Source organism: Rhodopseudomonas pentothenatexigens (assembly GCF_900218015.1).
Classification (GTDB): domain Bacteria; phylum Pseudomonadota; class Alphaproteobacteria; order Rhizobiales; family Xanthobacteraceae; genus Rhodopseudomonas; species Rhodopseudomonas pentothenatexigens.
Genome location: NZ_UFQQ01000019.1, coordinates 50,290 through 75,282, shown reverse-complemented (window position 1 = coordinate 75,282; position 24,993 = coordinate 50,290). Strand labels below are relative to the sequence as shown.

Sequence of the window (24,993 nt, the reverse complement as noted above, 5' to 3'; positions counted from 1 at the left end):
CGCCGGCTCCTGGTTGGCGAATTTCAAAGCGAGCGACGGCGACGGGCTTGCTCCGGAACAGGAACAAGCCGCGGTGAATCATCAATCGATTTCGATGGTAGGGTTCGCCGTTGAACCCGGTGCATCGCGCCAATCGCGACGGTTCGACACTACCTATGCGAGTATCAATCTTCGTTAATTGCGGACTACGTACGAGTCCGGAGCGACGAAAGGCGAAGACGCCCGCCGCGTGTCAATTGCGGCCTCGAAACGCGAAGGCGCCGCCGTGCGGGACGGCGGCGCCTTGATGTTCACCGTGACTGAACAAGGTCAGGCGGCGCGGATGGTTTCGAGGAAGCGGGCGACCTCGCGTCGCAGCAGGTTGCTGTCGCCGGCGAGCGACTGCGCCGCCGCCAGCACCTGCGAGGAGGCCGTGCCGGTGTCGCCGGCACCGCGTTTGACGTCGGCGATGTTGGTCGTGACCTGGCTGGTGCCGCGCGACGCCTGCTGGATGTTGCGCGAGATCTCGCGGGTGGCGGCGCCCTGCTGCTCGACCGCAGAGGCGATCGAGGCGGCGATCTCGGAGATGTGCCCGATGGTGTCGGTGATCTCCTTGATGGCCGAGACCGAGTCTCCGGTGGCCGACTGGATGCCGCTGATCTGCGCGCTGATCTCGCCGGTGGCTTTCGCGGTCTGTTCGGCGAGCTGCTTGACCTCGGCGGCCACGACGGCGAAGCCGCGGCCGGCCTCGCCCGCGCGCGCCGCTTCGATCGTCGCATTGAGCGCGAGCAGGTTGGTCTGGCCGGCGATGGTGTTGATCAGTTCGACCACGTCGCCGATCCGCGTCGCGGCCTTGGCGAGCTCTCCGACCCGGTCGTTGGTGCGCTGCGCCTGCCCGACCGCCTCGTTGGCGATCCGCGAGGATTCCTGCACCTGACGGCTGATCTCATTGACCGAGGCCGACATCTCCTCGGTCGCGGTGGCGACCGACTGGACGTTGGACGAGGCCTCTTCCGACGCCGTGGCGACCATCGAGGTCAGTTGCTGCGACCGCTCCGCCGTGGTCGTCAACCTGGTGGCCGAGACCTCCAGCTCGCCGGAGGCGGACGACACCGTCTCGACGATCTTGCCGACCGCCGATTCGAACTTGTCCGCCATGTCGTTCATGTCGCGGCGCCGCGCCTGATCGGCACTGGCCTGATCCTCGACGCGCTGGGCGATGCTGAGCTTGAGTTCGCCCTGCATGGTGCGCAGCGAGGCGGCGAGCACGCCGACCTCGTCGGCCTGTTCGATCGCCAGCTTCTGGTCGAGATCGCCCTTGGCGATGCCGTCGGCGAAGTTGGCGCAATCGCCGATCGGCCGGGAAATGCTGCGGGCCGCGAAGGCGATCACCGCGATGGCGATCACCACCACCAGGATTCCGGTGCCGAGCTGCCAGAAGATCGCCGAATTGGCGCGGTCGTTCAGCGCGGTGTCGAGCTCGTGGGCGGAGGCCAGCACGACGTTGCGCGGCACCGAGATCAGCACCGACCACGGCGTGCCGGTGCGGCCGACCGAGATCGGCGCGTAGATCTCGACGTTGTCCCATCTGGGATCGTCGAGCACCTTGCCTTTGCCTTCGTTGACGATCGCCTGACTTTCGGCCCAGCGCGGATCGGCGCTGACCGCACTCTTGCCGATCGATTCCGGATTGGCGCTGTTGGCGACGATCAGCCCGGTGTCGTTGAGGATCACGACCTTGCCCTTGCCGCCGAACAGCGAACTGTTGCTCTGCTGCGCCAGCTTCTGAACGAAGTCGAGATTGTAGTCGGCGCCGGCGACACCGACGAACTTGCCGTCGATCTTGATCGGCACCGACATCGTCGCCAGGAACACCGCCTTGCCCTGCACGATGTAGGGCAGCGGGCCGAGGATGTTCTCCTTGCCGGTCGCCTTCGGATTGATGAACCAGGCGCCCTTCACCAGGCCGTTCGGGTGGCGCTCCTGGCTGTCGTATTCGACCAGCGGCTGCAGCGCGATCGAGCCGCTGGCGCTGCGGGTCCAGTAGGGAAGGAAGCGGCCGGTGCCGTCCGAGCCCATCGTCTGCCGGCCCTTGAAGGCGACGTCGTTGCCGTCGAGCGCATTCGGCTCCCAGGCCGAGTAGGTGCCGTTGAAGGCCGGGTTCTTCTCCAGCGTGTTGCGCAGCACGGCGTTGAGCTGAAGCCGGCGGTTGCCGTCGGTGGTGCCGGCATTGTTCGGATCGGCCAGCACTTCGAAGGCGTGCGCCATGTTGCGCGCGGAGTCGAGCCCGAGGTCGAGCTCGGCCTTGATCTCGGCCGCTTTGGCGGTGGCGCGGTTGAGCAGGCTTTCCTTGGTCTGCTGATCCACCAGCTTCATCACCTCGGCGGCGACGTAGTGATGCGTGCTCTGCGCCGACAGCACGCTGTATCCGATCAGGATCAGGCTGGCGCCGGTCAGGCAGAGGCCGGCGACCAGCGCGATCTTGACCTGGATCTTGCGGATGGAATTGAACGAGAACGACATGAAGGGCTCCTGGAGAGCCTTCAGACTGAGTATTCGCCGTTTGGAATTGCTTAATCCACCGCCTCGTGCGGATACGGGGAACGGTCGCTCCGAACCAAGACTTAGGTCGGATTCGAGCCACCCAGTACAACTACGCACCGCCGATCAGAATGCCGACGCCGAGCACGATGACGCCGCCGAGCACGATCTGAAACACCGCGTGCAGGAACGGCGTGTCCATGTACTTGGCGCGGACATAGGCGATCGCCCACAATTCGACGAACACCACCAGCGCCGCGATCCCGGTCGCGATCCAGAACGCGTTGGCCCAGCTGTCGGGGACCAGATAGGGCAGCGTGTGGCCAAGGCCGCCGAGCGTGGTCATCAGGCCGCAGATGCCGCCGCGCAGCCACGGCGAGCCGCGCCCGGTCATCGAGCCGTCGTCGGACAGCGCCTCTGCGAAGCCCATCGAGATCCCGGCGCCGATCGAGGCGGCCAGACCGACCAGGAAGGTCGGCCAGTTCTGGTGGGTGGCGAAGGCGGCGGCGAACAGCGGCGCCAGCGTCGACACCGAGCCGTCCATCAGGCCGGCGAGGCCGGGCTGGACGTATTGCAGCACGAACATCCGACGCGCCGCATGGTCCTCGGCGCTGCGGGCGTCGGGGGTGAGGATCTTGTCGGTGAGCTGCACGGCGCGCTGCTCGTGGCGCTTTTCGAACTCGGCGAGATCGGTGAGCAGCTTGCGGATGTGGACATCGGTGGCGCGTTCGGCGGCGCGCTCGTAGAAGCGCTGCGCCTCGAACTCCATGGTCTCGGCTTCTTTGCGGATGCGGTCGAGCGGCAGATTGCGGGTCAACCAGATCGGACGGCGGCGGATGAAGCCCTTGACGTCCTGGCGGCGGATCGGCGGCAGGTTGGGCCCGAACCGCTCCTCGTACATCCGCAGCAGCATGTGGCGATGGCCCTTCTCCTGCTGAGCCATCTCGGTGAACACACGCGCCGAATCCGGATAGCGCTCGGCCAGATCCTCGGCAAAAGCGAGATAGATCCGGCTGTCCTCCTCCTCGCTGGCGATCGCCACGGCAAGGATCTCGCGCTCGGTCAGCTCGGAAAACGCTTTCATCGCATGTCCATCAATTTAGAACGCTTCTAAATAGGCCCGGGATCGACCTCTGTCAAAGCCGGGTCGTCTGCAGCACGGTCAATCCGTCGCAGGCACGTCATCGCCGCTTCATCGACTCGTCAGGCCGCTGTGACCTCGCGCGGCGACAAGACCGGCTTCCATCACAGGAGGCTGTTTCATGCGAAATCTACTGCTCGGTTCGGTCGCGATCTTTGCGCTGGCGACGTCCGCCGCCCTGGCGCAATCCGAAGGCGAATTCCCGGCCACTCTCGCCGGACACGCGGTGATGCCGGCGGCCTCGTTCATCGAGGCGCCGAAGGACGCGCCGGACGACCTGAAGACCTCGGGCAAGTACACCACCGGCAAGCGTGTCGACGCGCTCGGCAGCATCGAAGGCAAGTCCAACGGCCGGCCGACCGGCGTGTCGCTGCCGTTCCAGGGCCAGCCGCTGCAGGGCCATTCCGGCATCAAGAAGATGGACGACGGCAGCTTCTGGGTGCTGACCGACAACGGCTTCGGCTCGCGCTACAATTCGGCCGACACCATGCTGTTTCTCAGCCACCTCAAAATCGACTGGGCCGGCAGCAAGGTCGACCGTGTCGCCACCGTGTTCCTGCACGACCCCGACAAGAAGGTGCCGTTCCGGATCGTTCACGAGAACACCGACAAGCGCTATCTGACCGGCGCCGATTTCGACACCGAAGGCTTCCAGATCATCGGCGACCGCATCTGGATCGGCGAAGAATTCGGCCCGTATCTGATCGAAGCCGACATGGCCGGCAAGGTGCTCGGCGTGTACGAGACCACCGCCGACGGCAAGCCGGTGAAGTCGCCGGATCATTGGTCGGTGCAGTCGCCCGGCGCGCCGGGCGCCAGCTACAACGCCGCCGTCAACCTGAAGCGCTCCAAGGGCTACGAAGGCTTCGCCGCCTCCAAGGACGGCAAGTTCCTGTACGGCCTGCTCGAAGGCCCGCTGTGGGACGCCGACAAGAAGGACTGGGAGAAGGTCGACGGCAAGGAAGCCGCACGCATCCTGGAATTCGACGTCGCCCAGAAGAAGTTCACCGGCCGCTCCTGGACCTACGTGTTCGAGCAGAACGGCAACGCGATCGGTGACTTCAACATGATCGACGACAGCCACGGCTTGATCATCGAGCGCGACAACGGCGAAGGCACCAAGGACAAGGCCTGCCCCGAAGGCAAGCCGGGCACCGACTGCTTCGCCGATCTCGCCAAGTTCAAGCGGATCTACAAGATCGAACTCACCGACGCCGGCGCCGGCAAGCCGGTGAAGAAGATCGGCTTCATCGACCTGATGAAGATCCGCGATCCGGACAAGAAGGCCAAGAAGCCGCTGACCGACGGGGTGCTGACGTTCCCGTTCTTCACCATCGAGAACGTCGACAAGGTCGACGACCGCCACATCATCGTCGGCAACGACAACAACCTGCCGTTCTCGACCAGCCGCGAGCCGAACAAGGCCGACGACAACGAGTTCGTGCTGCTCGAAGTCGCCGACTTCCTCAAGGCGAAGTAAGCACTGCAGGCGGAGGAAGGCACTGTGTCGTTCCGGGGGGCACGCGCATCAGCGCGTGAACCCGGAACCTCGCGGTGCGGTTCTGCGGCGTTACTTCAACATCTCGACATTCCGGGTTCGCGCCTGTCGGCGCGCCCCGGAATGACGTTTGCGACGGGAGGCGCCGCTTCGGCATAGGAAGCTCGCGCCCGGTGGCCTTACGCCGGCGGCGACATCCAGCGCGTCAGACGGGCGAACATGCCCTTGGGCGGCAGCGCCGTCGGCGCGTCGTCTTCGGTTTCGAGGCGGTTGAGAAACTGTTCGAGAAACCGCGCGTCGCAGGTCTCGATCACGACGAAATCACCATCTCCGGTCGACACCGTGTAGACGTAGCGCACCCCACTGGTCCGTGGCATCGCGCCTGCGCCGGCCAGATCCTTGGCGATCGTCACGCCGTCCGGATCGATATCGCGGGCGATCAGCGCGCGGGTCAGCCACGCCAGATTGCCGACGAATTCGGGTTCGAAAGCGACGGTGCCTTGCAGCATCATGGGCATGCGTTGTCTCTCGTCCTTCACGCATCCCCCAGCAGATAATTGTCACCGCCGGGGCGAAAAGGTTCAAGCCCGCGCGATCAGGCGGCGCGGATCTTGCGCAGGAAGTCGTCGACCGCCGTCTGCAGCGCGCCGGACTGGCCGTCCAGCGCCCGCGCGTGCGACAGCACCTGCGAGGCCGCATCGCCGGTCGCCGAAGCGGCGGAACTCACTCCGCCGATGTGATCGCTGATCTCGCTGGAGCCGGTCGCCACCGACTGGATGTTGCGGGCGATTTCGCGCGTCGCCGCGCCCTGCTGCTCGACCGCGGTGGCGATCGCCACCGTGATCTTGTTGATGTCGCCGATCGTCGCGGTGATGCCGCCGATCGAATCCACCGCGCTCGAGGTCGAGGATTGCATCGCAGCGACCTGTGCGGAGATCTCCTCGGTGGCCTTGGCGGTCTGGCTCGCCAACGCCTTCACTTCGTTCGCCACCACCGCGAAGCCGCGGCCCGACTCGCCGGCGCGCGCCGCTTCGATGGTGGCGTTGAGCGCCAGCAGATTGGTCTGCGACGCGATCGAATGGATAAGCTGCACCACCTCGCCGATCTTCTCGGCGCTGACGGAAAGCTGCATCACCGTCTCGTTGGTCTGCTCGGCGTCGCTGACCGCCTTGCCGGCGACCGAACGCGACTGTTCGACCTGCCGGGAAATCTCCTGCACCGAGCTGGACAGCTGCTCGGAAGCGGACGCCACGGTTCCGACCATATCGGATGCGGAGTCCGAGGCGGCCCCGACTGCCGCCGCGCGGGTCGAGGCATCCGCCGCGGTCGAGGTCATCGACTGCGCGGTGGCCTGCATCTGCCTGGTGGCGTCGGCGACGCTGCTCACCACGCCTTTGACGCTGCGCTCGAAATCGTCGGCGATGCTCTGGATCAGGTTCTGGCGCTCGGCCGCGGTGCGACGCTGCGCCTCCTGTTCCTGCTGCTCCAGGCCGCGGATGCGGATGGCGTTGTCCTTGAACACCTGCACGGTCTGAGCCATCGCGCCGATCTCGTCGCCGCGGTCGACGCCGGGAATCGCCGCGTCGAGCTCGCCGTCGGCGAGGCCCTTCATCCGCGTCGCGAGCGCGCCGAGCGGCCGGGTGATGCTGCGGCTGATCAGCCAGGCAATCGCGGCACACACCACGCCGATGGCGACGATGACCAAGCCGAGCCAGGTCAGGAGCGGCTTCAGCTTGGCGTTGATGTCCTGCAGATACACGCCGGTGCCCACGAACATGTCCCAGCCGGGAATCGCGGCGGCGTAGGATACTTTGCGCAGCAACTCGTCGCCGCCCGGCTTCATGAACTCGTAGATCAGCGTCACGTTGCCCTTTGCGGCGACGCCGTCACGGAGCTCGCGCACGAGCTTGCGGCCCGCGGTCTCGACGTCGAGCCGGTTGGTGCCGATCATTTTCGGATCGGACATCACCACGACGGTGCCGTCCATCTTGTAGGCGAAGAAGTAGCCGTTGGCGCCGTCGTAGGTCATGCTCCGGGCGCGCTGCTGAAACTCGGCGATCGCCTGCTCCTTGGTGAGTTTGCCGTCCGAGACCTGCTTCTGCAGACCGATCGCCATGTTCAACGCGCTCTCGACCAGTGCCTTGGTCTGTTCGATCCGTTCGTTGCGCATTTCCCGTTGCAGCATCGAGGCGGCGAACAGACCGGACGCCAGCAGGCCGAGCATCGCCACGGCGACGAGAATGCCCAGCTTGGGCGAGATACGCAGATTGGTGAACGTCACTGGGCGGCTCCATCAGCGTCGGGAGATCGGCGCTGTGAGCAGCGTTAGTGAAGCAGGGTGTCCAATCGGTTTATAGGCTCCCTGGTAGGAACCCGAGGGCCACGGTTCGGGCAGGCCCGCCGGGACCATAGAAAAAGCCCCGGAACATCAGCACGATGTCCCGGGGCGGCGGGAATTCAGGAGGGAGGTCGATCAGGCGGCGCGCACCTTGCCGAGGAAGTCTTCGACCGCACGGCGCAGCTCGCCGGACTGGGCGTCGAGCTCGCGGGCGTTGGCCAGCACCTGGGTCGCGGCCGAGCCGGTGGCGCTCGCCGCCTCGGTGACGCCGCCGATATGCGTGCTGATCTCGTTCGATCCTTCCGCCACCGACTGGATGTTGCGGGCGATCTCGCGGGTCGCGGCGCCCTGCTGCTCCACCGCGGTGGAAATCGCCATGGTGATCTCGCTCATCTGCGCGATCGTCGCGGTGATGCCGCCGATCGATTGCACCGCATTGCTGGTCGAGGACTGCATCGCCGCCACCTGGGCCGAGATCTCCTCGGTCGCCTTGGCGGTCTGGCTGGCCAGCGCCTTCACTTCGCTGGCGACCACCGCGAAGCCGCGGCCGGACTCGCCGGCGCGCGCCGCCTCGATGGTGGCGTTGAGCGCCAAGAGATTGGTCTGCGAGGCGATCGAGTGGATCAGCTGCACAACCTCGCCGATCTTCTCGGCGCCGGTGGAAAGCAGCTTGACGGTCTCATTGGTCTGCGCCGCATCGTCGACCGCCTTGCTGGCGATCTCGCGGGACTGCTCGACCTGCCGGGAGATCTCCGTCACCGAGGCGGACAGCTCTTCGGCGGCGGAGGCCACCGTGCTGACATTGTTGGAGGCACTGGCGGACGCCGACGACACCGTGGCGGCCCGTGCGCTGGCGTCGGTGGCGGTGGCGGTCATCGACTGCGCGGTCTGCTGCATGCCGGCGGTGGCGGTGGCCACCGAATGCACCACGCCGTTGACGCTCTGCTCGAATTCCCCGGCGAGGCGTTCCATCGCCTGGCGCCGCTCCGCCGCGGCGCGCTCCTTGGCGGCCTCCTCGGCGCGTTCGAGGTCGCGGATCCGCAGCGCGTTGTCCTTGAACACCTGCACGGTCTTCGCCATCTCGCCGACTTCGTCGCCGCGCTCGATGCCGGGGATCGGCTGCTCCAACTGGCCGTCGGCGAGCGAGGCCATGCGCGCGCCGAGCCGGCCGAGCGGACGGGTGATGCCGCGGGCGATCAGCAACGCGAACAGACCGGCGACGATGGCGATGGCGAAGATCGCGCCGCCCAGGGTCCAGAAGATCGGCATCAGCTTGGCGTCGATGTCGTCGAGATAGGCCCCGGTGCCGACGAACATGTTCCAGCCCGGGATCGCGACCGCGTAGGACATCTTGCGGATGTTCTCTTCGCTGCCCGGCCGGCGGAAATCGTAACGCAGGGTGACGTCGCCGTTGGCGACGACGCCGTCGCGCAGCTCGCGCACCAGATAGCGATCGTTGGTGGCGACGTTGATCCGGTTGACGCCGACCATCTTCTTGTCCGGCGTGGCGATGGTGACGCCGTCATTGGTGTAGGCGAACAGGTAGCCCTGGCCCTTGTCGTAGGTCGCGATCGCGGCGACGCTGGCGAACTGGGCCTGCGCGGCCTCCTTGGTCATTTCGCCGGCGTCGACCTTCTTCTGCAGACCGATCGCCAGATTGCGGCCCATCTCGGAGATCGCCTTGGCCTGCTCGATCCGCGCGTTGAGCATCTCACGCTGCATCATCACGCCCGCGAGGACGCCGGCCAGACACAAACCGATCATGGTACCTGCGACCAGCAGGCCCAGCTTGGGCGTGATACGAAGATTGCTGAACTTCACGGACGTCTCCCCCGGATGCAACACAGCGCGCGCGTATAGGGCGCTTGGTACAACTACGAGGGAATTGTTCCCGGACGGTTACCGTGCTGCACGCAATTCCCAAAAAGAAGCACGGCCGAACCGACGCTCGATAAACAAATCCCTCCCCCGAAGGGGAGGGATCAATCAGTCGTTAACCGCTGTGGCGGGCGTGATCGTGTGATCGCGCCCGCTTTCCGTGAGATGAAATCAGAACGCCAGCGCCTTGACCTGCTTGACCTGCGGCAGCGCCTGGACCTTCTCCAGCACCTCCGCCGGCGCCGGACCGTCGATCTCGACCAGCGCGATGGCGTCACCGCCCTGGCTGTGACGGCCGAGGTTGAAGGTCGCGATGTTGACCTTGGCGTCGCCGAGCAGGCTGGCGAACTTGCCGATGAAGCCCGGCTTGTCCTCGTTGGTGACGTAGATCATCGAGGCGCCGAACTCGGCGTCGACGCGGATGCCCTTGATGTCGACCAGCCGCGGCTTGCCGTCGGCATAGACCGTGCCGGACACCGACCGCTCCTGGCGCTCGGTGGCGACGGTCAGGGTGATCAGGCTTTCGTAGTCGCTCTCGGCGGCGCGGACGACCTCGTCCACCACCATGCCGCGCTCCTTGGCGATCACCGGCGCCGAGACGACGTTGATGTCGCCCAGCATCGGACGCAGCAGTCCCGACAGCACCGCCGAGGTCAGCGCCTTGATCTTCATCTCGGCGACCTCACCCTCATAGGTGATGGTGACCTTGGTGATGCCGGTCTCGGTGAGCTGGCCGGCGAACGAGCCGAGCTTTTCGGCGAGCTCGATGAACGGCTTCAGCTTCGGGGCTTCTTCCGCGGTGATCGACGGGAAGTTGATCGCGTTGGTGATCGCGCCGGTCAGCAGGTAGTCGCTCATCTGCTCGGCGACCTGCAGCGCGACGTTCTCCTGCGCTTCGGTGGTCGAGGCGCCGAGATGCGGGGTGCAGATCACGTTCGGCAGGCCGAACAGCACGTTCTTGGTGGCCGGCTCTTCGGAGAACACGTCGAACGCCGCACCGGCGACGTGGCCGGACTTCAGCGCTTCGGCGAGCGCGTTCTCGTCGACCAGACCGCCGCGGGCGCAGTTGATGATGCGGACGCCCTTCTTCATCTTGGCGATCGCCGCCGCGTCGATGATGTTCTTGGTCTTGTCGGTGAGCGGGGTGTGCAGGGTGATGAAGTCGGCGCGCTTGAAGATGTCTTCGAGCTCGACCTTCTCGACGCCGAGATCCTTGGCGCGCTCCGGCGACAGGAACGGATCGAACGCGATCACCTTCATCTTCAGGCCGAGCGCGCGGTCGGCGACGATCGAGCCGATGTTGCCGCAGCCGATCACGCCGAGGGTCTTGGCGGTGATCTCGACGCCCATGAAGCGGTTCTTCTCCCACTTGCCGGCCTGGGTCGAGGCGTCGGCGGCGGGGATCTCACGCGCCAGCGACAGCATCATGGTGATGGCGTGCTCGGCGGTGGTGATGGAATTGCCGAACGGCGTGTTCATCACGATGATGCCCTTGGCGGTCGCCGCGGGAATCTCGACGTTGTCGACGCCGATGCCGGCGCGGCCGATCACCTTGAGCCGATTGGCCTTCTCCAGGATCTTCGCGGTCGCCTTGGTGGCGGAGCGGATCGCGAGGCCGTCGTAATTGCCGATGATCTCGGCGAGCTTGTCTTTGTCTTTGCCGAGGTTCGGCTGGAAATCGACGTCGATGCCGCGATCCTTGAAGATCTGCACGGCGGCTTCCGACAGCGCGTCGGAAATCAGGACTTTGGGAGCGGTCATGGGATGTGATCCTGCGTGAATTGTTGAAGCAGAAGCTGAGCAACGAATGCGGTGCGCTCCCTCGCCCCGCTCTTGCGGGGAGAGGGTGGGGGTGAGGGGCAACGGCGGCCCCGCAAATGCAGACGGTGAGTTGAGCGCAGTGTGACTAGCGCAGTGCCTGGCCCCTCACCCGGATCGCAAGAGCGATCCGACCTCTCCCCGCAAAGCGGGGAGAGGTTAGGAAGGTCAAGCCGCCTGAGTCAGCGAGGCCTTGGTGGTCTCGAACGCCCAGTCCAGCCACTGCGTCAGGGCCTGCACGTCGGCGGCTTCCACCGTGGCACCGCACCAGATCCGCAGGCCGGGAGGGGCGTCGCGATAAGCGCCGAGATCGTAACCCGCGCCTTCCTTCTCGACCGCCGCGACCAGCTTCTTGGCGAAGTCGGCCTGGGCTTCCGGAGACAGCGCGGTAATCGCCGGATCCACCACCTTGAGGCAGACCGAGGTGTTGGAACGGATCGCCGGATCCTTGGCGAGGAAGTCGACCCACGGGGTCTTCGCCTGCCAGTCGGTCAGCACCTTGGTGTTGGCGTCGGCGCGGGCGATCAGGCCCTCGAGGCCGCCGACCGACTTCGCCCAATTCAGCGCGTCGATGTAATCCTCGACGCACAGCATCGACGGGGTGTTGATGGTCTCGCCCTGGAAGATGCCCTCGATCAGCTTGCCGCCCTTGGTGAGGCGGAAGATCTTCGGCATCGGCCACGCCGGCGTGTAGCTCTCGAGACGGGCGACAGCGCGCGGACTGAGGATCAGCATGCCGTGCGCGGCTTCGCCGCCGAGCGCCTTCTGCCAGGAGAAGGTGACGACATCGAGCTTGGCCCAGTCGAGCGCCTGCGCGAACGCAGCCGAGGTGGCGTCGCAGATGGTCAGGCCTTCACGATCGGCCGCGATCCAGTCGGCGTTCGGAACGCGAACGCCCGAGGTGGTGCCGTTCCAGGTGAACACGACGTCGGTGTTGCAATCGACCTTGGAGAGGTCGGGAATTTCGCCGTAACCAGCCTTGAGCTTGGTGACGTCGGGGAGCTTGAGCTCCTTGGTGACGTCGCCGACCCAGCCGTCGCCGAACGATTCCCACGCCAGCGTCGTGACCGGGCGCGGCCCGAGCAGCGACCACAGCGCCATTTCGACGGCGCCGGTGTCGGACGCCGGAACGATGCCGATCTTGTAGTCGGCCGGGACCTCGAGCACTTCGCGGGTTAGATCGATCGCGAGCTTGAGCTTGGCTTTGCCGACCTTCGCGCGATGCGAGCGGCCGAGCGGGGCGTCCTTGAGATTTTCGGGGGACCAGCCGGGGCGCTTGGCGCAGGGGCCGGAGGAGAATTGCGGCGCGTTGGGCCGCGAAGCGGGCTTCGCTACAGTCATCGTCTATCCTTCCAGATAGCTGCCTCTCGGTGGGGAGAGGTTTCCCGCCGCTGGGGATAGTCGATCGCGCCATAAAGTCAAGGAACTTCGGACCCCGACCGGATGGGACTTTCGTCGCTGAGCTTTGCTCTGCGGAGAAGAACGAGGTCCCGGGGATATCGGAACCGATGCGAAGAGAGCGGCGATCCAGCGCCGCTCTCCTCGCTTAGCATGGAGCAGCTAACGGTTTACCGGCCGGAAGGCGGCGGGGTCTGGGAGCGCGCAGCGCCGGACCCGGTGGTGGCGCCCGCGGCGGCGTCACTGCTGCCGCTCGACCGCGGCACCGCATTGACCGAGCCGACGTTCGCTGCGCCGCCCGGCGTCGATCCCTGCGAAGCCGATTCACCGCCGGCCTTGCTGAGAGAATTCAACGTCGTCGTCCCGCTGCTGTTCTGCGCCGACGCGATCGCAGTCGACGCCAGCAACGCTGCTGCGACGACGGCGGACATACCAAGCTTGCTTTGCATTGTGAGCTCCTTGAGCGGACTGAGTACGGTCTCAACTAACTCCGCGTGAGCACGTTCCCCGCTCACGTAGCAATCCATCGAGCACCGCAGTCAGGCGCGGCGGCGACTGACCGCAGAGTGATCATCGCTGCGGAAAGCCGGGCGAGGTCGGGCTGTCGCCTGGCAGGCCGCTCGGCGATGCATCGGTTCCGATGCTGCCGGGCGTGGAGGTGTTGGGCACGCCCGGCTGATTGCTCGGCGTGTTCAAGCTGGAACCTGTGCCGGTGCCGGTGGTGCCGGCGCCGATTCCGGTCGCCGTCGTATTGGAGCCGCCCGGCGCCGAACTGATCCCCGCACTGCCGGAGTTCTGTGGAATTGAACTCGGCGCACTGATCCCACCCGGCGACGTTACTCCGCCGGCGGCACCGCCCGTTGCGCTGCCTCCGGCGCCCGTCTGCGCCGAGGCGCCGGTGGCCGTGAACAGAGCCGCAGCGACGATCAGACACGTTTTCGGTTTCATGACGTTCTCCCTGACTGACCCGGGAAGAACGGATGCCGGCGCGGTGTCGTTCCGCACCGGCGCGCACGATCTGTGCCGCGCCGGACCGAACCGCCGCGACCAGTTCAGGCAACCTGCGCGATGAAGCGCTGAACTTCGCTGCGCAGCCGGTCGACCTGGCCGGCGATTTCGCCAGAGACGCCGTTGACACGGGCGGCGATCTTGCCGGTGTCTTCGGCGGCGTGGCTGATCCCGACCACGTTCGACGTCACCAGCGAGGTACCGGACGAGGCCTGCTGAACGTTGCTGGCGATCTCGCGGGTCGCAGCGCCCTGCTGCTCCACGGCGGAGGCGATGGTCGTGGAGACCTCGTTGATCTCGCTGATCCGCCGGCTGATCGCTTCGACCGCACCGACCGACTCCTCGGTGATCGACTGCATCTCGCCGATCCGCGCGGTGATCTCCTCGGTGGCCTTGGCGGTCTGGCTGGCGAGCGCCTTCACTTCCGCCGCCACCACCGCGAAGCCGCGGCCGGACTCGCCGGCACGCGCCGCCTCGATCGTGGCGTTGAGCGCCAGCAGATTGGTCTGCGCCGCGACCGCATTGATCAGCTTGACGACGTCGCCGATCCGCTGCGCCGCGTCGGCCAGATGCCTGATCTTTTCGGTGGTCTGTGCCGCCTCCTCCACAGCCTGGTGCGTGCTGCTGGTGGAGTGCTGGATCTGCCGGGAGATCTCGGCGATCGATGCGGTCAGTTCCTCCGCCGCGCTGGCGACGGTCTGGACGTTGGCGGACGCCTCCTCGGCGCCGGAGGCGACGCTGATCGATTGACGGCTGGTTTCCTCCGCCGCCTCGGCCATCGCCCCGGCATCACCTTTCAGCCCGGTCGACGCCGTGGTCAGCAGTCCGGCGACATCGTCCATGCCGGCCGCGAAGCACTGCGCTTCCCTCGCCAGCTCACGCACCTTGCGGTCCATCGCGTCCGAAGCGCTGTTGATCACGATCGAGGCGTTCTTGAACGAGCCCGGCAGGCCGCGCGTCAGCACCTTGCGGAAGGTCTTGCCGTGGCTGACGTAGTCCATCGACGCCGAGGCCTCGCGAACGAAGGCATCGACGATGTCCAGCATGTTGTTGACCTCGGCCTGCGCCCGGCCGATTTCGCCGCCGTCGCGGCGGCCCTGGACACGCGATTCCAGATTGCCGTGCGCGGCATCGACGCAGACCGCGGCGATCTCCTTCATCGCTGCGGAGGCCCGGCGCAGGAGCCACACCGCATAGCTCAACAAAGCGAGGCCGATACCCATCGCGATCATCTCGACGACGTAGCCGAGCGAACCGACCATCGTGCCGACGGCGCTCAGGCCCACCATCACCACCGCAGCGGCGACGAGAGCGGCGATCGCCTTAGACAGAGAAGATGAACTCATCGTACTCGACTCCCCGCTCCTTGATCGTGCTCATCAGCAACGCATAGCCCGCCAGCATTCCGTCCTTGGCGTTGCGATGCCGGTTCTCCTCGTCGCGCAATTTGCGATACAGCGCCTCGATGCGGGTGACCTGATCGCGATCCGGCTTGCGACGGTTGGAATGGAACCCGGTGACGTTGCGGTTGGCGTCGAGCGTCGGCGTGACGTGGGCGAACACCCAGTAATGATCGCCGTCGCGGGCCATATTCACCACATAGGCGAAGATCTCCTTCTTCGCCTGAATGGTGTCCCACAGCAGCTTGAAGATCGAACGCGGCATGTCGGGGTGGCGCACCAGCGAATGCGGCGCGCCGATCACGTCGGAGCGGGGAAATTTCGAGAGCCGGACAAAGACGTCGTTGGCGTAGGTGATATGTCCCTTTAGATCGGTTTTGGAGACGATCAATTCCTCTTCGTCGAACGGGCATTCGATGCCTGTCGGTTTCACCTGCGGCCGAGCCATCGGTCGTAAACTCCTGGTTACCAAAGGGTGACTGGCGGTCTCAGGCCGACTGCGTCCCCTGAGAAGCGGCGCGTGTTGTAAGGTACAGACTCTTATCGACCGCGTTACACCGACGTTAAACTGCCACTCAGTAGCAATACCAGGGTATGATGGTATTGTGGATTACTCGAATTAATACCGCAGCGTCATGCCGACATGTGACGGTTGGAAGCCGAGGCGGACATAGAACCGCTGCGCATCGACGCGGCTCCGATGCGTGAACAATTCGATCAGCCTGCAGCCCTGATCGCGCGCTTGCGCGATCGCCCAGCGCACCAGCGCTTCGCCGATGCCGCGGCTGCGGCAATCGCTGGCGACGCGCACGTCCTCGATGATCGCGCGCGAGGCGCCCTGCGAGCTGAGCCCCGGCAGCACCGCGAGCTGCAGGCAGCCGACGACGCGGCCATCCTGATCTTCCGCCACCACCATCTGGATCTGCGGCGTCCGCTGCAGCGCCTCGAATGCCGCGTAGTAGGACTCCGGCAGCGGGTCTTGCAGCTTTTCGCGGCCGCTGCCGAGATGATCGTCGGCGAGCATCGCGACGATCGCGAACACGTCGTCGCGACGGGCGGCGCGGATGGTGACGGCGGTTTCGAAACTCATTGCGACGATGCGGCTGCAGGTTCGAAGGCAGGCAGGCCAAGGCCGGCCTCGGCGCGGGCGATCCAGGCTCGGACAGCCGGATAGTCCTGCAGCGCGAAACCACCCTGCTCCGCCATCCGGGTGTAGGCGAGCAGCGCCACATCGGCCAGCGTCAGCCGGTCGCCGACCAGAAAGTCGAACTGCGCCAGATGCTGTTCCATCCGCGTCAGCGCGGCATGGCCACGGCGCACCCTGTCCGGGTCGAGTTCGCCAGCCGGCATGCCGAGATAGACCATCTGGAAGCGGCACACCGCGATATACGGCTCGTGGCTGTACTGCTCCCAGAACAGCCATTCGTCGATCTTGGCCTGGAGCCAGGGATCGGCGGGAACGAGATCACTGCCGCGGGCGAGATAGCGGATGATGGCGTTGGACTGCGCCAGCGTGCGGCCGTCGTCGAACGCCACCACCGGCACCTGCCCGGCCGGATTCAGCGCCAGGAACGCCGGCGTCCGGCTTTCGCCCTTCATCGTGTCGACGGCGATCCAGTCATAGGGCAGGCCCAGCCGATCGCAGGTCCACTTCACCTTCAGGCAATTGCCGGAATTGAGATCGCCGTAGATCTTCATGGCCCGCAGGCTACCCCCGTCGTCCGGATCGATACGGGCAGCGGCCCGCACTTCCATCGACCGACAAGATCAGAACTTGTAGCCGATGCCGCCGCGGACCGTCGACACCGCGGTGTTGATCGGTGCGGCGAACTTCAGATACTCCCACTCGGCGCGCACGAACAGGCCGCGCGTGATCATCATGTCCATGCCGACGCCGCCGGCATAGCCGTAGATGAAGTGGTTGTTCTGCACCTGGCTGAGGCTGCCGCTGAAGTTGATGTTCTGAAAGCCCGGCGCCGCGCTGGGATTGACCTGAGTGCCCGAGACCGAGGCGGTGCGGACAATGTCGGCCTGACCGAGCGAGACGCCGCCGAACGCATAAGGCAGGAAGCTGCCGAACGCGTAGGCGGCGCGGGCGCGCACCGATCCGATGTCCTTCACCTTCATCGTCGCGTCCGCGGAGTAATATACCCCATTGGTGTAACCGTCCGAGGTGGTGAAGCTGCGCCCCATCCCCCCCGAATCGGAGCCGCCGAAATTGCCGTGCATGTAGTTGGCCTCGAGGCCCAGCACGACGTCGTCCCATTGCCAGTTGTAGCCGATGAATCCGCCGAAGCCGCTGCCATGCGCCGATTTCTTGCCCAGCACCGGCCACCCCGAGACGTTGTACTCGTTCTCGATGGTGGTCAGCACCAACTGCTGGTGCGCGAGGCTGCCGGTCGAATCGGAGAAGTCCATGTCGGAGGTGCCGTAACCGGCCTGCCCGCCGACGTAGAAGCCTTCCCAGTTGACCACGCGGGCCGTCTCCACCAGCGCGCCGCGGAGCGGACCGTAGTCCGGCATGTCGGCCGCATACGCGGTCTGCGCCATCACTCCGACCGCCGCAGCCACTACAACTCTACGCATCGCTACACTCCCCGGCGAACCTTCCACGCCACAAATCATCGGCTGTTAACCTTAATTCTTCGTTGTCGTGCCGGGCGCCCGAGACAGAAAAACGGCGCGGGAAGCTCCCGCGCCGTTAAGACTTGCAAACGGTGAAGGGCGACGATCAGCCCTTGCGCATCAGCGGCGGCGGCGCGGCGTAGACCGGACCGGCATCGAGATTCCAGCGCACGCCGAGCTTCACGTCGTGCGAGGTGATGTCCTTGAACTTGAAGCTGTTGTTCGTGGTCGCGCCGGTGAAGGTCGACAGCGAGCCGGTGTAGCCGTCGCCGAGATTGAGATAGCTGTAGGCCAGTTCGAGCGTCAGGTTCGGATTCACCTTGTAGGCGAGACCGGTGTGAACCGCCCAGGCCAGATTCCACTTCGACGCGGTCGGCGCGCTGGCGAAGCTGGCAGTCGAGAACGGGATGTTGTTGATGCCGGTGTCGGTGAAGTTCGCCATCGTCACCCGGGCGGCGCCGACGCCGGCGCCGACGAACGGGGTGATGCACCACCAGGTGCCGAGGTCGACATAGGCGTTCGCCATCACCAACCATTCGGACTTGCTGGCGCCGTAGTTGTCGATGCCGCTGTACGGCAGGCCGCCGGCGGTGCCGGTGAAGCGGTCGGTGCCCTTGAAGTTCGCGTTGGCGCGATACTGACCGATCAGGTCGGCGCGGAACCAGGGATTGAACTGATAACCGACACCGAGACCGTAGATGCCGGCCGCGTCGAACGAGGTCTGCTGGTCGAACGAGGTGAGCTGCGAATACGCCGATTCGCGGCCGTAGCGCAGGTCCTTGACCTGCTGGTTGCTGAACCCGATGTCGCCGCGCAGGTACCAGCCACCGAAGTCTTCAGCCGGCGGCGGCGCGTAGGCCGGCGGCGGGGCAATCGGCATATCGGCCGCCATCGCGGCCGAGGCAATCAGCGAAGCCGCTCCGGCGGCCATCAACATCTTCACGCTACGCATTGGCTTCGTCCTTTGGTCCAATGATCAACTACGAAGGCCCCACACCCGGAAACCTATGAGACTGGACGATGCCACCAATTCCTTAAGCGCGACTTAACCCTAATTTTTAAGGTTGATATTTGGTGATGCGGATGCAGACGCTGATAACAACTGCCCGCCAGACGATGTCAGCGCCGCCTCAATGACTAACAGACTGTTACTGACGGCCGGCGGGGCCGCGGGACCGCCACTAGCAAAAACGGCTCCAGTTCCATCGGAACCGGAGCCGTTCTTGAACGATCAGGGCGACCGCCCTGCTCCACCGCCCCCCTAATGAGCGTGGCGCGGCATCTTCGGCAGCAGCACCGCCAGCAGGCCGAGCGCCGGCAGGAACGAGCAGACCTGATACACGAAGTCGATGCCGCGGATGTCGGCGAGTTCGCCGAGCGCCGCCGCCCCCAGCCCGCCGATGCCGAAGGCGAAGCCGAAGAACACCCCGGAGATCATGCCGAAGCGGTGCGGCATCAGTTCCTGGGCGAACACGATGATCGCCGGCGTCGCCGACGCCAGGATGAAGCCGATGAACACGGTGAGTACCGCGCTGGCGTACAGCCCGGCGTAGGGCAGCGCCAGGGTGAACGGCAGAATGCCGAGGATCGAGAACCAGATCACGTAGCGGCGGCCGAACCGGTCGCCGAGCGGGCCGCCGAAGAACACCCCGGCGGCGGTGGCGGCGAGGAAGACGAACAGGAACATCTGCGCGGTCTGGGTCGAGACCTGGAACTTCTCGATCAGATAGAACGTGTAGTAGCTCGACAGGCTCGACAGATAGAGCTGCTTGGAGAACAGCAGCGCCACCAGAACCACCAGCGCCACCATCACCCGACGCCGGCTCGGCGCGTGCGGATGCGGCTGCACCACCATCCTCTTCTTGCCGGCGACCTGCGGCTTGTACCACACGCCGATCCGCCACAACACGATGATGGCGAGGAACGCGATCGACGAGAACCAGGCGATCGACGGCTGGCCGAACGGCACCACGATCAGCGCCGCGAGCACCGGGCCGAGCGCGGTGCCGGCATTGCCGCCGACCTGGAACACCGACTGCGCCATGCCGTGGCGACCGCCGGAGGCGAGCCGCGCGATCCGCGCCGACTCGGGGTGAAATACCGCCGAGCCGAGGCCGATCATCGCCGCGGCGATCAGGATCACCGCATAGGAATGCGCGACGCTGAGCAGCAGCAATCCCAGGAAGGTCGAGCCCATGCCGATCGCCAGCGAGAACGGCTGCGCCTTCTTGTCGGTGATGTGGCCGACCACCGGCTGCAGCAGCGAGGCGGTGAACTGGAACGCCAGCGTGATCATGCCGATCTGGCCGAAGTCAAGCGCGTAGTTCGCCTTCAGGATCGGATACACCGACGGAATCAGCGACTGCATGGTGTCGTTGAGGAAATGCGAGAAGCTGATGCCGCCGAGCACGATGTAGGCCGGCCCGGCCGCGGCGGGCGCCGCCGGCTTGGCGAGTTCGGGCAGCGGCAGCTCGGCCGGATTGACCGGAGCAGCGATATCGGCGTCGACAATGACAGGCTTGTTCACGGCGTTTCCTGAAATCGGCTTGCTGGCGCCGGACAAAGCTCGCGGCGCAATAACGACGAACGGCCGGCACATTGGCCGACCGCCGTCAAATTAGTAGCAGGTAGCGCCGGTGTGTAGCGCGGATTTGCGATGGCAGCGTTGCACCCCGCCCGATGCGGCGAGAGCAGGCCTCAGGCGGCCGCAGCCGCGGCGTTGCCGAGCGCGTCGACGATGCTGTCGACCACTTCCTCGACCACGTCGCGATCGTCGCCCTCGCCCATCACCCGGATCACCGGCTCGGTGCCGGAGGGACGGATCAGCAGCCGGCCGTGGCCGTTGAGCCGCTTCTCGCCGTCGGCGATCGCGGAAATCACGCCGCCGTCGTCGAGCGGCCGGCCGGCGCGATAGCGGACGTTCTTCAGGATCTGCGGCAGCGGATCGAAGCGGTGGCAGACCTCCGACACCGGGCGGCCGAGCTTCTGCACCATCGCCAGCACCTGCAGCGCCGCGACGAAGCCGTCGCCGGTGGTGTTGAAGTCGGACAGGATGATGTGACCCGACGACTCGCCGCCGACGTTGTAGCCGTCCTTCAGCATCTGCTCGAGCACGTAGCGGTCGCCGACCGGGGTGCGCAGCAGCGCGATGCCTTCGCCCGCGAGGAAACGCTCGAGCCCGAGATTGGACATCACGGTGGCGACCACGCCCGGCTTGGCGAGGCGGCCGTCTTCCTTCCAGCTCTGGCCGATCACCGCCAGGAGCTGATCGCCGTCGACCACATGGCCGCGCTCGTCGACCAGGATCACGCGGTCGGCGTCGCCGTCGAGCGCGATGCCGATATCGGCGCGCATCTCGCGGACCTTGGCGCACAGCGCCTGCGGCGCGGTCGAGCCGCATTCCTTGTTGATGTTGAAGCCGTCCGGCTCGACCCCGATCGGGACCACGTCGGCACCGAGCTCCCACAGCGCTTCCGGCACCACCTTGTAGGCGGCGCCGTTGGCGCAATCGATCACCACGCGCAGGCCTTCGAGGCTGAGTTCGCGCGGCAGCGTGCGTTTGGCGAATTCGATGTAGCGGTCGTGGACGCCGTCGATGCGGCGGGCGCGGCCGAGGCTGGCGCTCTGCGCCAGCTTCTTGTCGAGCGTGTCGTCGAGCATCAGCTCGATCTGCTTTTCGACGTCGTCGCTGAGCTTGTAGCCGAGCGGGCCGAACAGCTTGATGCCGTTGTCCTCGAACAGATTGTGAGACGCGGAAATCATCACGCCGAGGTCGGCGCGCATCGACTTGGTCAGCATCGCGACCGCCGGCGTCGGCATCGGGCCGACCAGCAGCACGTCCATCCCGACCGAGGTGAAGCCCGCGACCAGCGCGTTCTCGATCATGTAGCCCGACAGGCGGGTGTCCTTGCCGATCACCACCCGATGGCGATGCTCACCGCGTTGGAACGCCAGACCGGCAGCTTGACCGACCTTCAACGCCAATTCCGGCGTAATCAGCCCGTTGGCGCGCCCCCGGATTCCGTCCGTCCCGAAATATCTGCGGCTCATGCAATCATCCCCCGCCTTGCCGTTCACGGCCAAAACCCACGATTCGTCCGGGGCTTGCCGTGCGGCGAAACGGCCTTATAGGCCCAAAATGGTTGCGGGGACTTCAAAAAATGTAATCAAAGATTACGCCGCCGAACTGGACCGGCGGCGTAACCTTCTGAAATACCGAAGCTATCCGGCAATATGCAGGATCGGATGATTAACCCTTCCGGCGCTTATCCCCATCCGGCTTCGATGGCGCCGGCTGGGTCACGCTGACCGGATCGGAGCCCGGAAACGAGTCCTCCAGACCTTCGTTCAGTTCCTCTTCCAGCTCTTTCTTGTTCTTGGTTTCGGTGTCGGCGGTCTTGGCGTCGGTCATCACGTCCTCCTGCTCCACCTTTGCGAATTGGGATGGAAAACGCGCTGCAACGCAGCGAGTTCCCAGACTTCACCGATCTCTGACGCGACGATTTTGCACATTGCGTCCGCGTGCTACAGGACGGACCGCGCCCCCCAACGACAACAGGCCCACGGCATTTCCATGAAAGAGATCACCTGCATCGAAGACCTCCGCCAGGTTCACAAGCGGCGGGTGCCGAAGATGTTCTTCGACTACGTCGACCACGGTTCCTATGCCGAGGAAACGCTGCGGGCGAACGTCGAAGACCTGAAACGGATCAAGTTCCGGCAGCGCATCCTGGTCGATATCTCCAAGCGCGATCTGTCGACCACCATCCTCGGCGACACCTACGCGATGCCGCTGATCCTGGCGCCGGTCGGCTCGACCGGGATGCAGCATGCCGACGGCGAGATCCATGCCTGCCGCGCCGCGCAGGCCGCCGGCATTCCCTACACACTGTCGACGATGTCGATCTGCTCGATCGAGGACGTCGCGGCGAATGTCGACAAACCGTTCTGGTTCCAGCTCTACGTGATGCGCGACCGCGGCTTCGTCAAAGCGCTGATCGAGCGCGCGATCGCCGCCAAATGCAGCGCGCTGGTGCTGACGGTCGACCTGCAGGTGATCGGCCAGCGCCATCAGGACATCAAGAACGGCATGACGGTGCCGCCGCAGCTGTTCAAGCTGAAGAACGTGCTCGACATCGCCACCAAGCCGGGCTGGGTGAAGGGCATTCTCGGCACGCCGCGGCGCAATTTCGGCAACATCGCCGGCCACCTGCCCGGCTCCAAGGATCTGGAATCGGTGTCGGCATGGGTGGCGTCGCAGTTCGACGCCTCGCTGAACTGGCGCGATATCGACTGGATCCGCTCGATCTGGCCGGGCAAGCTGATCATCAAGGGCATCCTCGACGTCGAGGACGCCCGCGAGGCGGTGAAGATCGGCGCCGAGGCGCTGGTGGTGTCGAACCACGGCGGCCGCCAGCTCGACGGCGCGCCGTCGTCGATCCAGGTGCTGCCGGAGATCGTCCACACCGTCGGGTCGCACATCGAGGTGATGTTCGACGGCGGCATCCGCTCCGGCCAGGACGTGATGCGGGCACTGGCGCTCGGCGCCAGGAGCTGCATGATCGGCCGCGCCTATATCTACGGCCTCGGCGCCTATGGCGGGCCGGGCGTCGCCAAGGCGATCGATATCATCGGCAAGGAACTGTCGACCACGATGGGACTGTGCGGCGTCAATTCGATCCACGAGATCGACGAGAAGGTGCTGGCGGAGTAATTCCGCCCACTCCTCTGCGCGTCATTGCGAGCGAAGCGAAGCAATCCAGGAGCTCCGTGCACTGAGCTGGATTGCTTCGTCGGCTTCGCCTCCTCGCAATGACGGGGAGAGAGCTGACAAACAACGAACGACAAGAACAACAACCGGAGGAAATCCATGACTGATACGCAACGCGCGCCGCAGACCGCTTCCAGCGAAGTGCTCTATGCGGTCGAGGATCATATCGCCACCATCACGCTGAACGCGCCGGAGCGGCTCAACACCATCTCCGGGCCGATGCTCAACACGCTGGCGGCGCTGCTGACCAAGGCGAATGAAGACCCGGACGTCCGCTGCGTCATCCTCACCGGCAACGGCCGGGCGTTCTGCGCCGGGCTCGACCTCAATAAAGAGCGCGGCGACGAAGGTCTCAGCGCGGCGTCGTCGCCGACCACGCTCGACTTGCGCAACACCCCGCCGACCGTGCTGCAGGCGATGGACAAGCCGACGATCTGCGCCGTCAACGGCGGCGCGGCCGGCTACGGCATGGACACCGCGCTCGGCTGCGACATCCGCATCATGGCGGAATCCGCCAAGCTCGCCGCAGCCTTCGTCAAGCGCGGCGTGGTGCCGGAGAGCGGCGGCACCTGGTTTCTGCCGCGGATGATCGGCTGGGCGAAAGCCGCCGAGCTGATCTTCACCGGCCGCACGCTGAGCGCGCGCGAGAGTCTCGACTGGGGCCTCGCCAACGAAGTGGTGCCCGACGCCGAGCTGATGGACCGCGCCCGCGTGGTCGCCAAGGAGATCGCCGGCAATGCGCCGCTGGCGGTGCAGGCGGCCAAGCGGATGATGCGGATGGGCCTCAACGAAACCTTCCCGGATCACGTCCATCACGTGTACTTGCAGCTGCTGCCGCTGTTCAAGACACAGGACATGAAGGAAGGCATCGCGGCCTTCATGGAGAAGCGCGAGGCGAAGTTCGTCGGCCGCTGAGGACCGGCGACTGGTCGGAGACGCACGATGTTCGAGACCGTCACCACGCTGCTCGACTGGCTCGGCGTGGTGGTGTTCGCCGTCACCGGCGCGCTGGTGGCGTCGCGCAAGGAGATGGACATCGTCGGCTTCGCGCTGCTCGGCACCGCGACCGGCATCGGCGGCGGCACGCTGCGCGACGTGCTGCTCGACCAGCCGGTGTTCTGGATCCGCGAACCGGCCTATCTGGTGGCCTGCGTGCTGGTTTCCGGAATCGTGTTCTTCACCGCGCACATTCCGCATTCGCGCTACAAGATGCTGTTGTGGCTCGACGCGATCGGCATGGCTTTGTTCGCTGTCAGCGGGGCCGAGCGCGCCGCGCTGGCCGGCGCCAACGGCATCGTCGCGGTGGCGATGGGCGTCGTCACCGCGACCTTCGGCGGCATCATCCGCGATCTGCTCGGCGGCGAAATTCCGGTCATCCTCCGCCGCGAGATCTACGTCACCGCCGCGCTGGTCGGCGCTGCGACCTACGAGGCGTCGACGGCTTTGGGGGCGAGCCGCGAACTCGGCACCGTCGCCGGCTTTACGCTGGCGCTGCTGATCCGTGCCGCGGCGCTGCAGCGCGGCTGGTCACTGCCGCGTTATCGATCCCGGCCCGGTGCCCAGGACGAATGACACGCGTGCAAGCCGGTGGCAGGCGTC

The 24,993-nt window shown here is 65.7% G+C and carries 22 protein-coding genes; 6 read left to right on the top strand and 16 right to left on the bottom strand.

The annotated features are described in order from the left end of the window. Positions 1-309 precede the first annotated feature (309 nt). Both DWA33_RS17720 and mbfA read right to left on the bottom strand, forming a co-directional pair. Positions 310-2,502: a methyl-accepting chemotaxis protein gene (locus DWA33_RS17720; RefSeq protein WP_114359742.1), complete on the bottom strand. Its 2,193-nt coding sequence runs from the start codon at positions 2,500-2,502 to the stop codon at positions 310-312. A gap of 130 nt (positions 2,503-2,632) precedes the next feature. Further along, a complete protein-coding gene (gene mbfA, locus DWA33_RS17715; RefSeq protein ID WP_114359741.1) occupies positions 2,633-3,604 on the bottom strand; it encodes an iron exporter MbfA in 972 nt (323 codons plus the stop codon). Between the two features lie 178 nt (positions 3,605-3,782). Between mbfA and DWA33_RS17710 the strand changes: the two genes are divergently transcribed. Further along, positions 3,783-5,141: an esterase-like activity of phytase family protein gene (locus tag DWA33_RS17710; protein ID WP_114359739.1), complete on the top strand. Its 1,359-nt coding sequence runs from the start codon at positions 3,783-3,785 to the stop codon at positions 5,139-5,141. 197 nt (positions 5,142-5,338) lie between these two features. On the opposite strand, the gene DWA33_RS17705 is transcribed toward DWA33_RS17710, so the two are convergent. The 5 genes from DWA33_RS17705 to DWA33_RS17685 all read right to left on the bottom strand — a co-directional run bounded on the left by DWA33_RS17705 (position 5,339) and on the right by DWA33_RS17685 (position 12,534). Beyond that, positions 5,339-5,677, bottom strand: a complete 339-nt coding sequence (locus tag DWA33_RS17705; RefSeq protein ID WP_114359737.1) for a hypothetical protein — start codon at positions 5,675-5,677, stop codon at positions 5,339-5,341. 77 nt (positions 5,678-5,754) lie between these two features. Next, positions 5,755-7,440, bottom strand: a complete 1,686-nt coding sequence (locus DWA33_RS17700) for a methyl-accepting chemotaxis protein (RefSeq protein ID WP_114359735.1) — start codon at positions 7,438-7,440, stop codon at positions 5,755-5,757. A 192-nt stretch (positions 7,441-7,632) separates the two neighbouring features. Continuing rightward, positions 7,633-9,318: a methyl-accepting chemotaxis protein gene (locus tag DWA33_RS17695; protein ID WP_114359733.1), complete on the bottom strand. Its 1,686-nt coding sequence runs from the start codon at positions 9,316-9,318 to the stop codon at positions 7,633-7,635. A gap of 228 nt (positions 9,319-9,546) precedes the next feature. Beyond that, positions 9,547-11,136: a phosphoglycerate dehydrogenase gene (serA, locus tag DWA33_RS17690; protein ID WP_114359731.1), complete on the bottom strand. Its 1,590-nt coding sequence runs from the start codon at positions 11,134-11,136 to the stop codon at positions 9,547-9,549. Between the two features lie 225 nt (positions 11,137-11,361). After that, a complete protein-coding gene (locus tag DWA33_RS17685) occupies positions 11,362-12,534 on the bottom strand; it encodes a phosphoserine transaminase (protein WP_114359728.1) in 1,173 nt (390 codons plus the stop codon). 210 nt (positions 12,535-12,744) lie between these two features. Between DWA33_RS17685 and DWA33_RS24940 the strand changes: the two genes are divergently transcribed. Together DWA33_RS24940 and DWA33_RS25345 are read left to right on the top strand one after the other, a co-directional pair. Then, a complete protein-coding gene (locus DWA33_RS24940; RefSeq protein ID WP_147270252.1) occupies positions 12,745-13,089 on the top strand; it encodes a hypothetical protein in 345 nt (114 codons plus the stop codon). A 181-nt stretch (positions 13,090-13,270) separates the two neighbouring features. Beyond that, positions 13,271-13,663 (top strand): hypothetical protein, encoded by a 393-nt coding sequence (locus DWA33_RS25345; protein WP_181902429.1) that lies wholly within the window; start codon positions 13,271-13,273, stop codon positions 13,661-13,663. Here DWA33_RS25345 and DWA33_RS17670 read toward each other — a convergent pair. The 9 genes from DWA33_RS17670 to DWA33_RS25265 all read right to left on the bottom strand — a co-directional run bounded on the left by DWA33_RS17670 (position 13,644) and on the right by DWA33_RS25265 (position 22,035). After that, the gene (locus tag DWA33_RS17670; protein WP_114359722.1) at positions 13,644-14,945 is read right to left on the bottom strand and encodes a methyl-accepting chemotaxis protein; all 1,302 of its coding nucleotides are present in this window, start codon (positions 14,943-14,945) and stop codon (positions 13,644-13,646) included. The genes DWA33_RS25345 and DWA33_RS17670 overlap by 20 nt on opposite strands. Next, positions 14,923-15,447 (bottom strand): PAS domain-containing protein, encoded by a 525-nt coding sequence (locus tag DWA33_RS17665; protein WP_114359720.1) that lies wholly within the window; start codon positions 15,445-15,447, stop codon positions 14,923-14,925. The genes DWA33_RS17670 and DWA33_RS17665 overlap by 23 nt, the downstream gene beginning before the upstream one ends. 171 nt (positions 15,448-15,618) lie before the next feature. Next, positions 15,619-16,089 (bottom strand): GNAT family N-acetyltransferase, encoded by a 471-nt coding sequence (locus tag DWA33_RS17660; protein ID WP_114359718.1) that lies wholly within the window; start codon positions 16,087-16,089, stop codon positions 15,619-15,621. After that, positions 16,086-16,697: a glutathione S-transferase family protein gene (locus DWA33_RS17655; RefSeq protein WP_114359716.1), complete on the bottom strand. Its 612-nt coding sequence runs from the start codon at positions 16,695-16,697 to the stop codon at positions 16,086-16,088. The genes DWA33_RS17660 and DWA33_RS17655 overlap by 4 nt, the downstream gene beginning before the upstream one ends. A gap of 69 nt (positions 16,698-16,766) precedes the next feature. Beyond that, the gene (locus DWA33_RS17650; RefSeq protein ID WP_114359715.1) at positions 16,767-17,585 is read right to left on the bottom strand and encodes an outer membrane protein; all 819 of its coding nucleotides are present in this window, start codon (positions 17,583-17,585) and stop codon (positions 16,767-16,769) included. Between the two features lie 145 nt (positions 17,586-17,730). Continuing rightward, positions 17,731-18,576 carry an outer membrane protein gene (locus DWA33_RS17645; protein ID WP_167443234.1) on the bottom strand — a complete coding sequence of 282 codons (846 nt, stop codon included), beginning with the start codon at positions 18,574-18,576 and terminating at the stop codon, positions 17,731-17,733. 309 nt (positions 18,577-18,885) lie between these two features. Continuing rightward, positions 18,886-20,151, bottom strand: coding sequence for an MFS transporter (locus DWA33_RS17640; RefSeq protein WP_114359762.1), 1,266 nt, complete (start codon positions 20,149-20,151; stop codon positions 18,886-18,888). A 170-nt stretch (positions 20,152-20,321) separates the two neighbouring features. Further along, a complete protein-coding gene (glmM, locus tag DWA33_RS17635; protein ID WP_114359713.1) occupies positions 20,322-21,674 on the bottom strand; it encodes a phosphoglucosamine mutase in 1,353 nt (450 codons plus the stop codon). 199 nt (positions 21,675-21,873) lie between these two features. After that, on the bottom strand, positions 21,874-22,035 hold the full coding sequence (locus tag DWA33_RS25265) for a hypothetical protein (protein ID WP_167443233.1): 162 nt from the start codon (positions 22,033-22,035) through the stop codon (positions 21,874-21,876). Between the two features lie 162 nt (positions 22,036-22,197). Between DWA33_RS25265 and DWA33_RS17625 the strand changes: the two genes are divergently transcribed. The 3 genes from DWA33_RS17625 (at position 22,198) to DWA33_RS17615 (ending at position 24,966) form a co-directional block, all read left to right on the top strand. After that, a complete protein-coding gene (locus tag DWA33_RS17625; RefSeq protein WP_114359698.1) occupies positions 22,198-23,337 on the top strand; it encodes an alpha-hydroxy acid oxidase in 1,140 nt (379 codons plus the stop codon). A gap of 156 nt (positions 23,338-23,493) precedes the next feature. Then, on the top strand, positions 23,494-24,309 hold the full coding sequence (locus DWA33_RS17620) for an enoyl-CoA hydratase/isomerase family protein (protein ID WP_114359696.1): 816 nt from the start codon (positions 23,494-23,496) through the stop codon (positions 24,307-24,309). Between the two features lie 27 nt (positions 24,310-24,336). Next, positions 24,337-24,966 (top strand): trimeric intracellular cation channel family protein, encoded by a 630-nt coding sequence (locus DWA33_RS17615; protein WP_114359694.1) that lies wholly within the window; start codon positions 24,337-24,339, stop codon positions 24,964-24,966. The last annotated feature ends 27 nt before the right edge of the window (positions 24,967-24,993 follow it).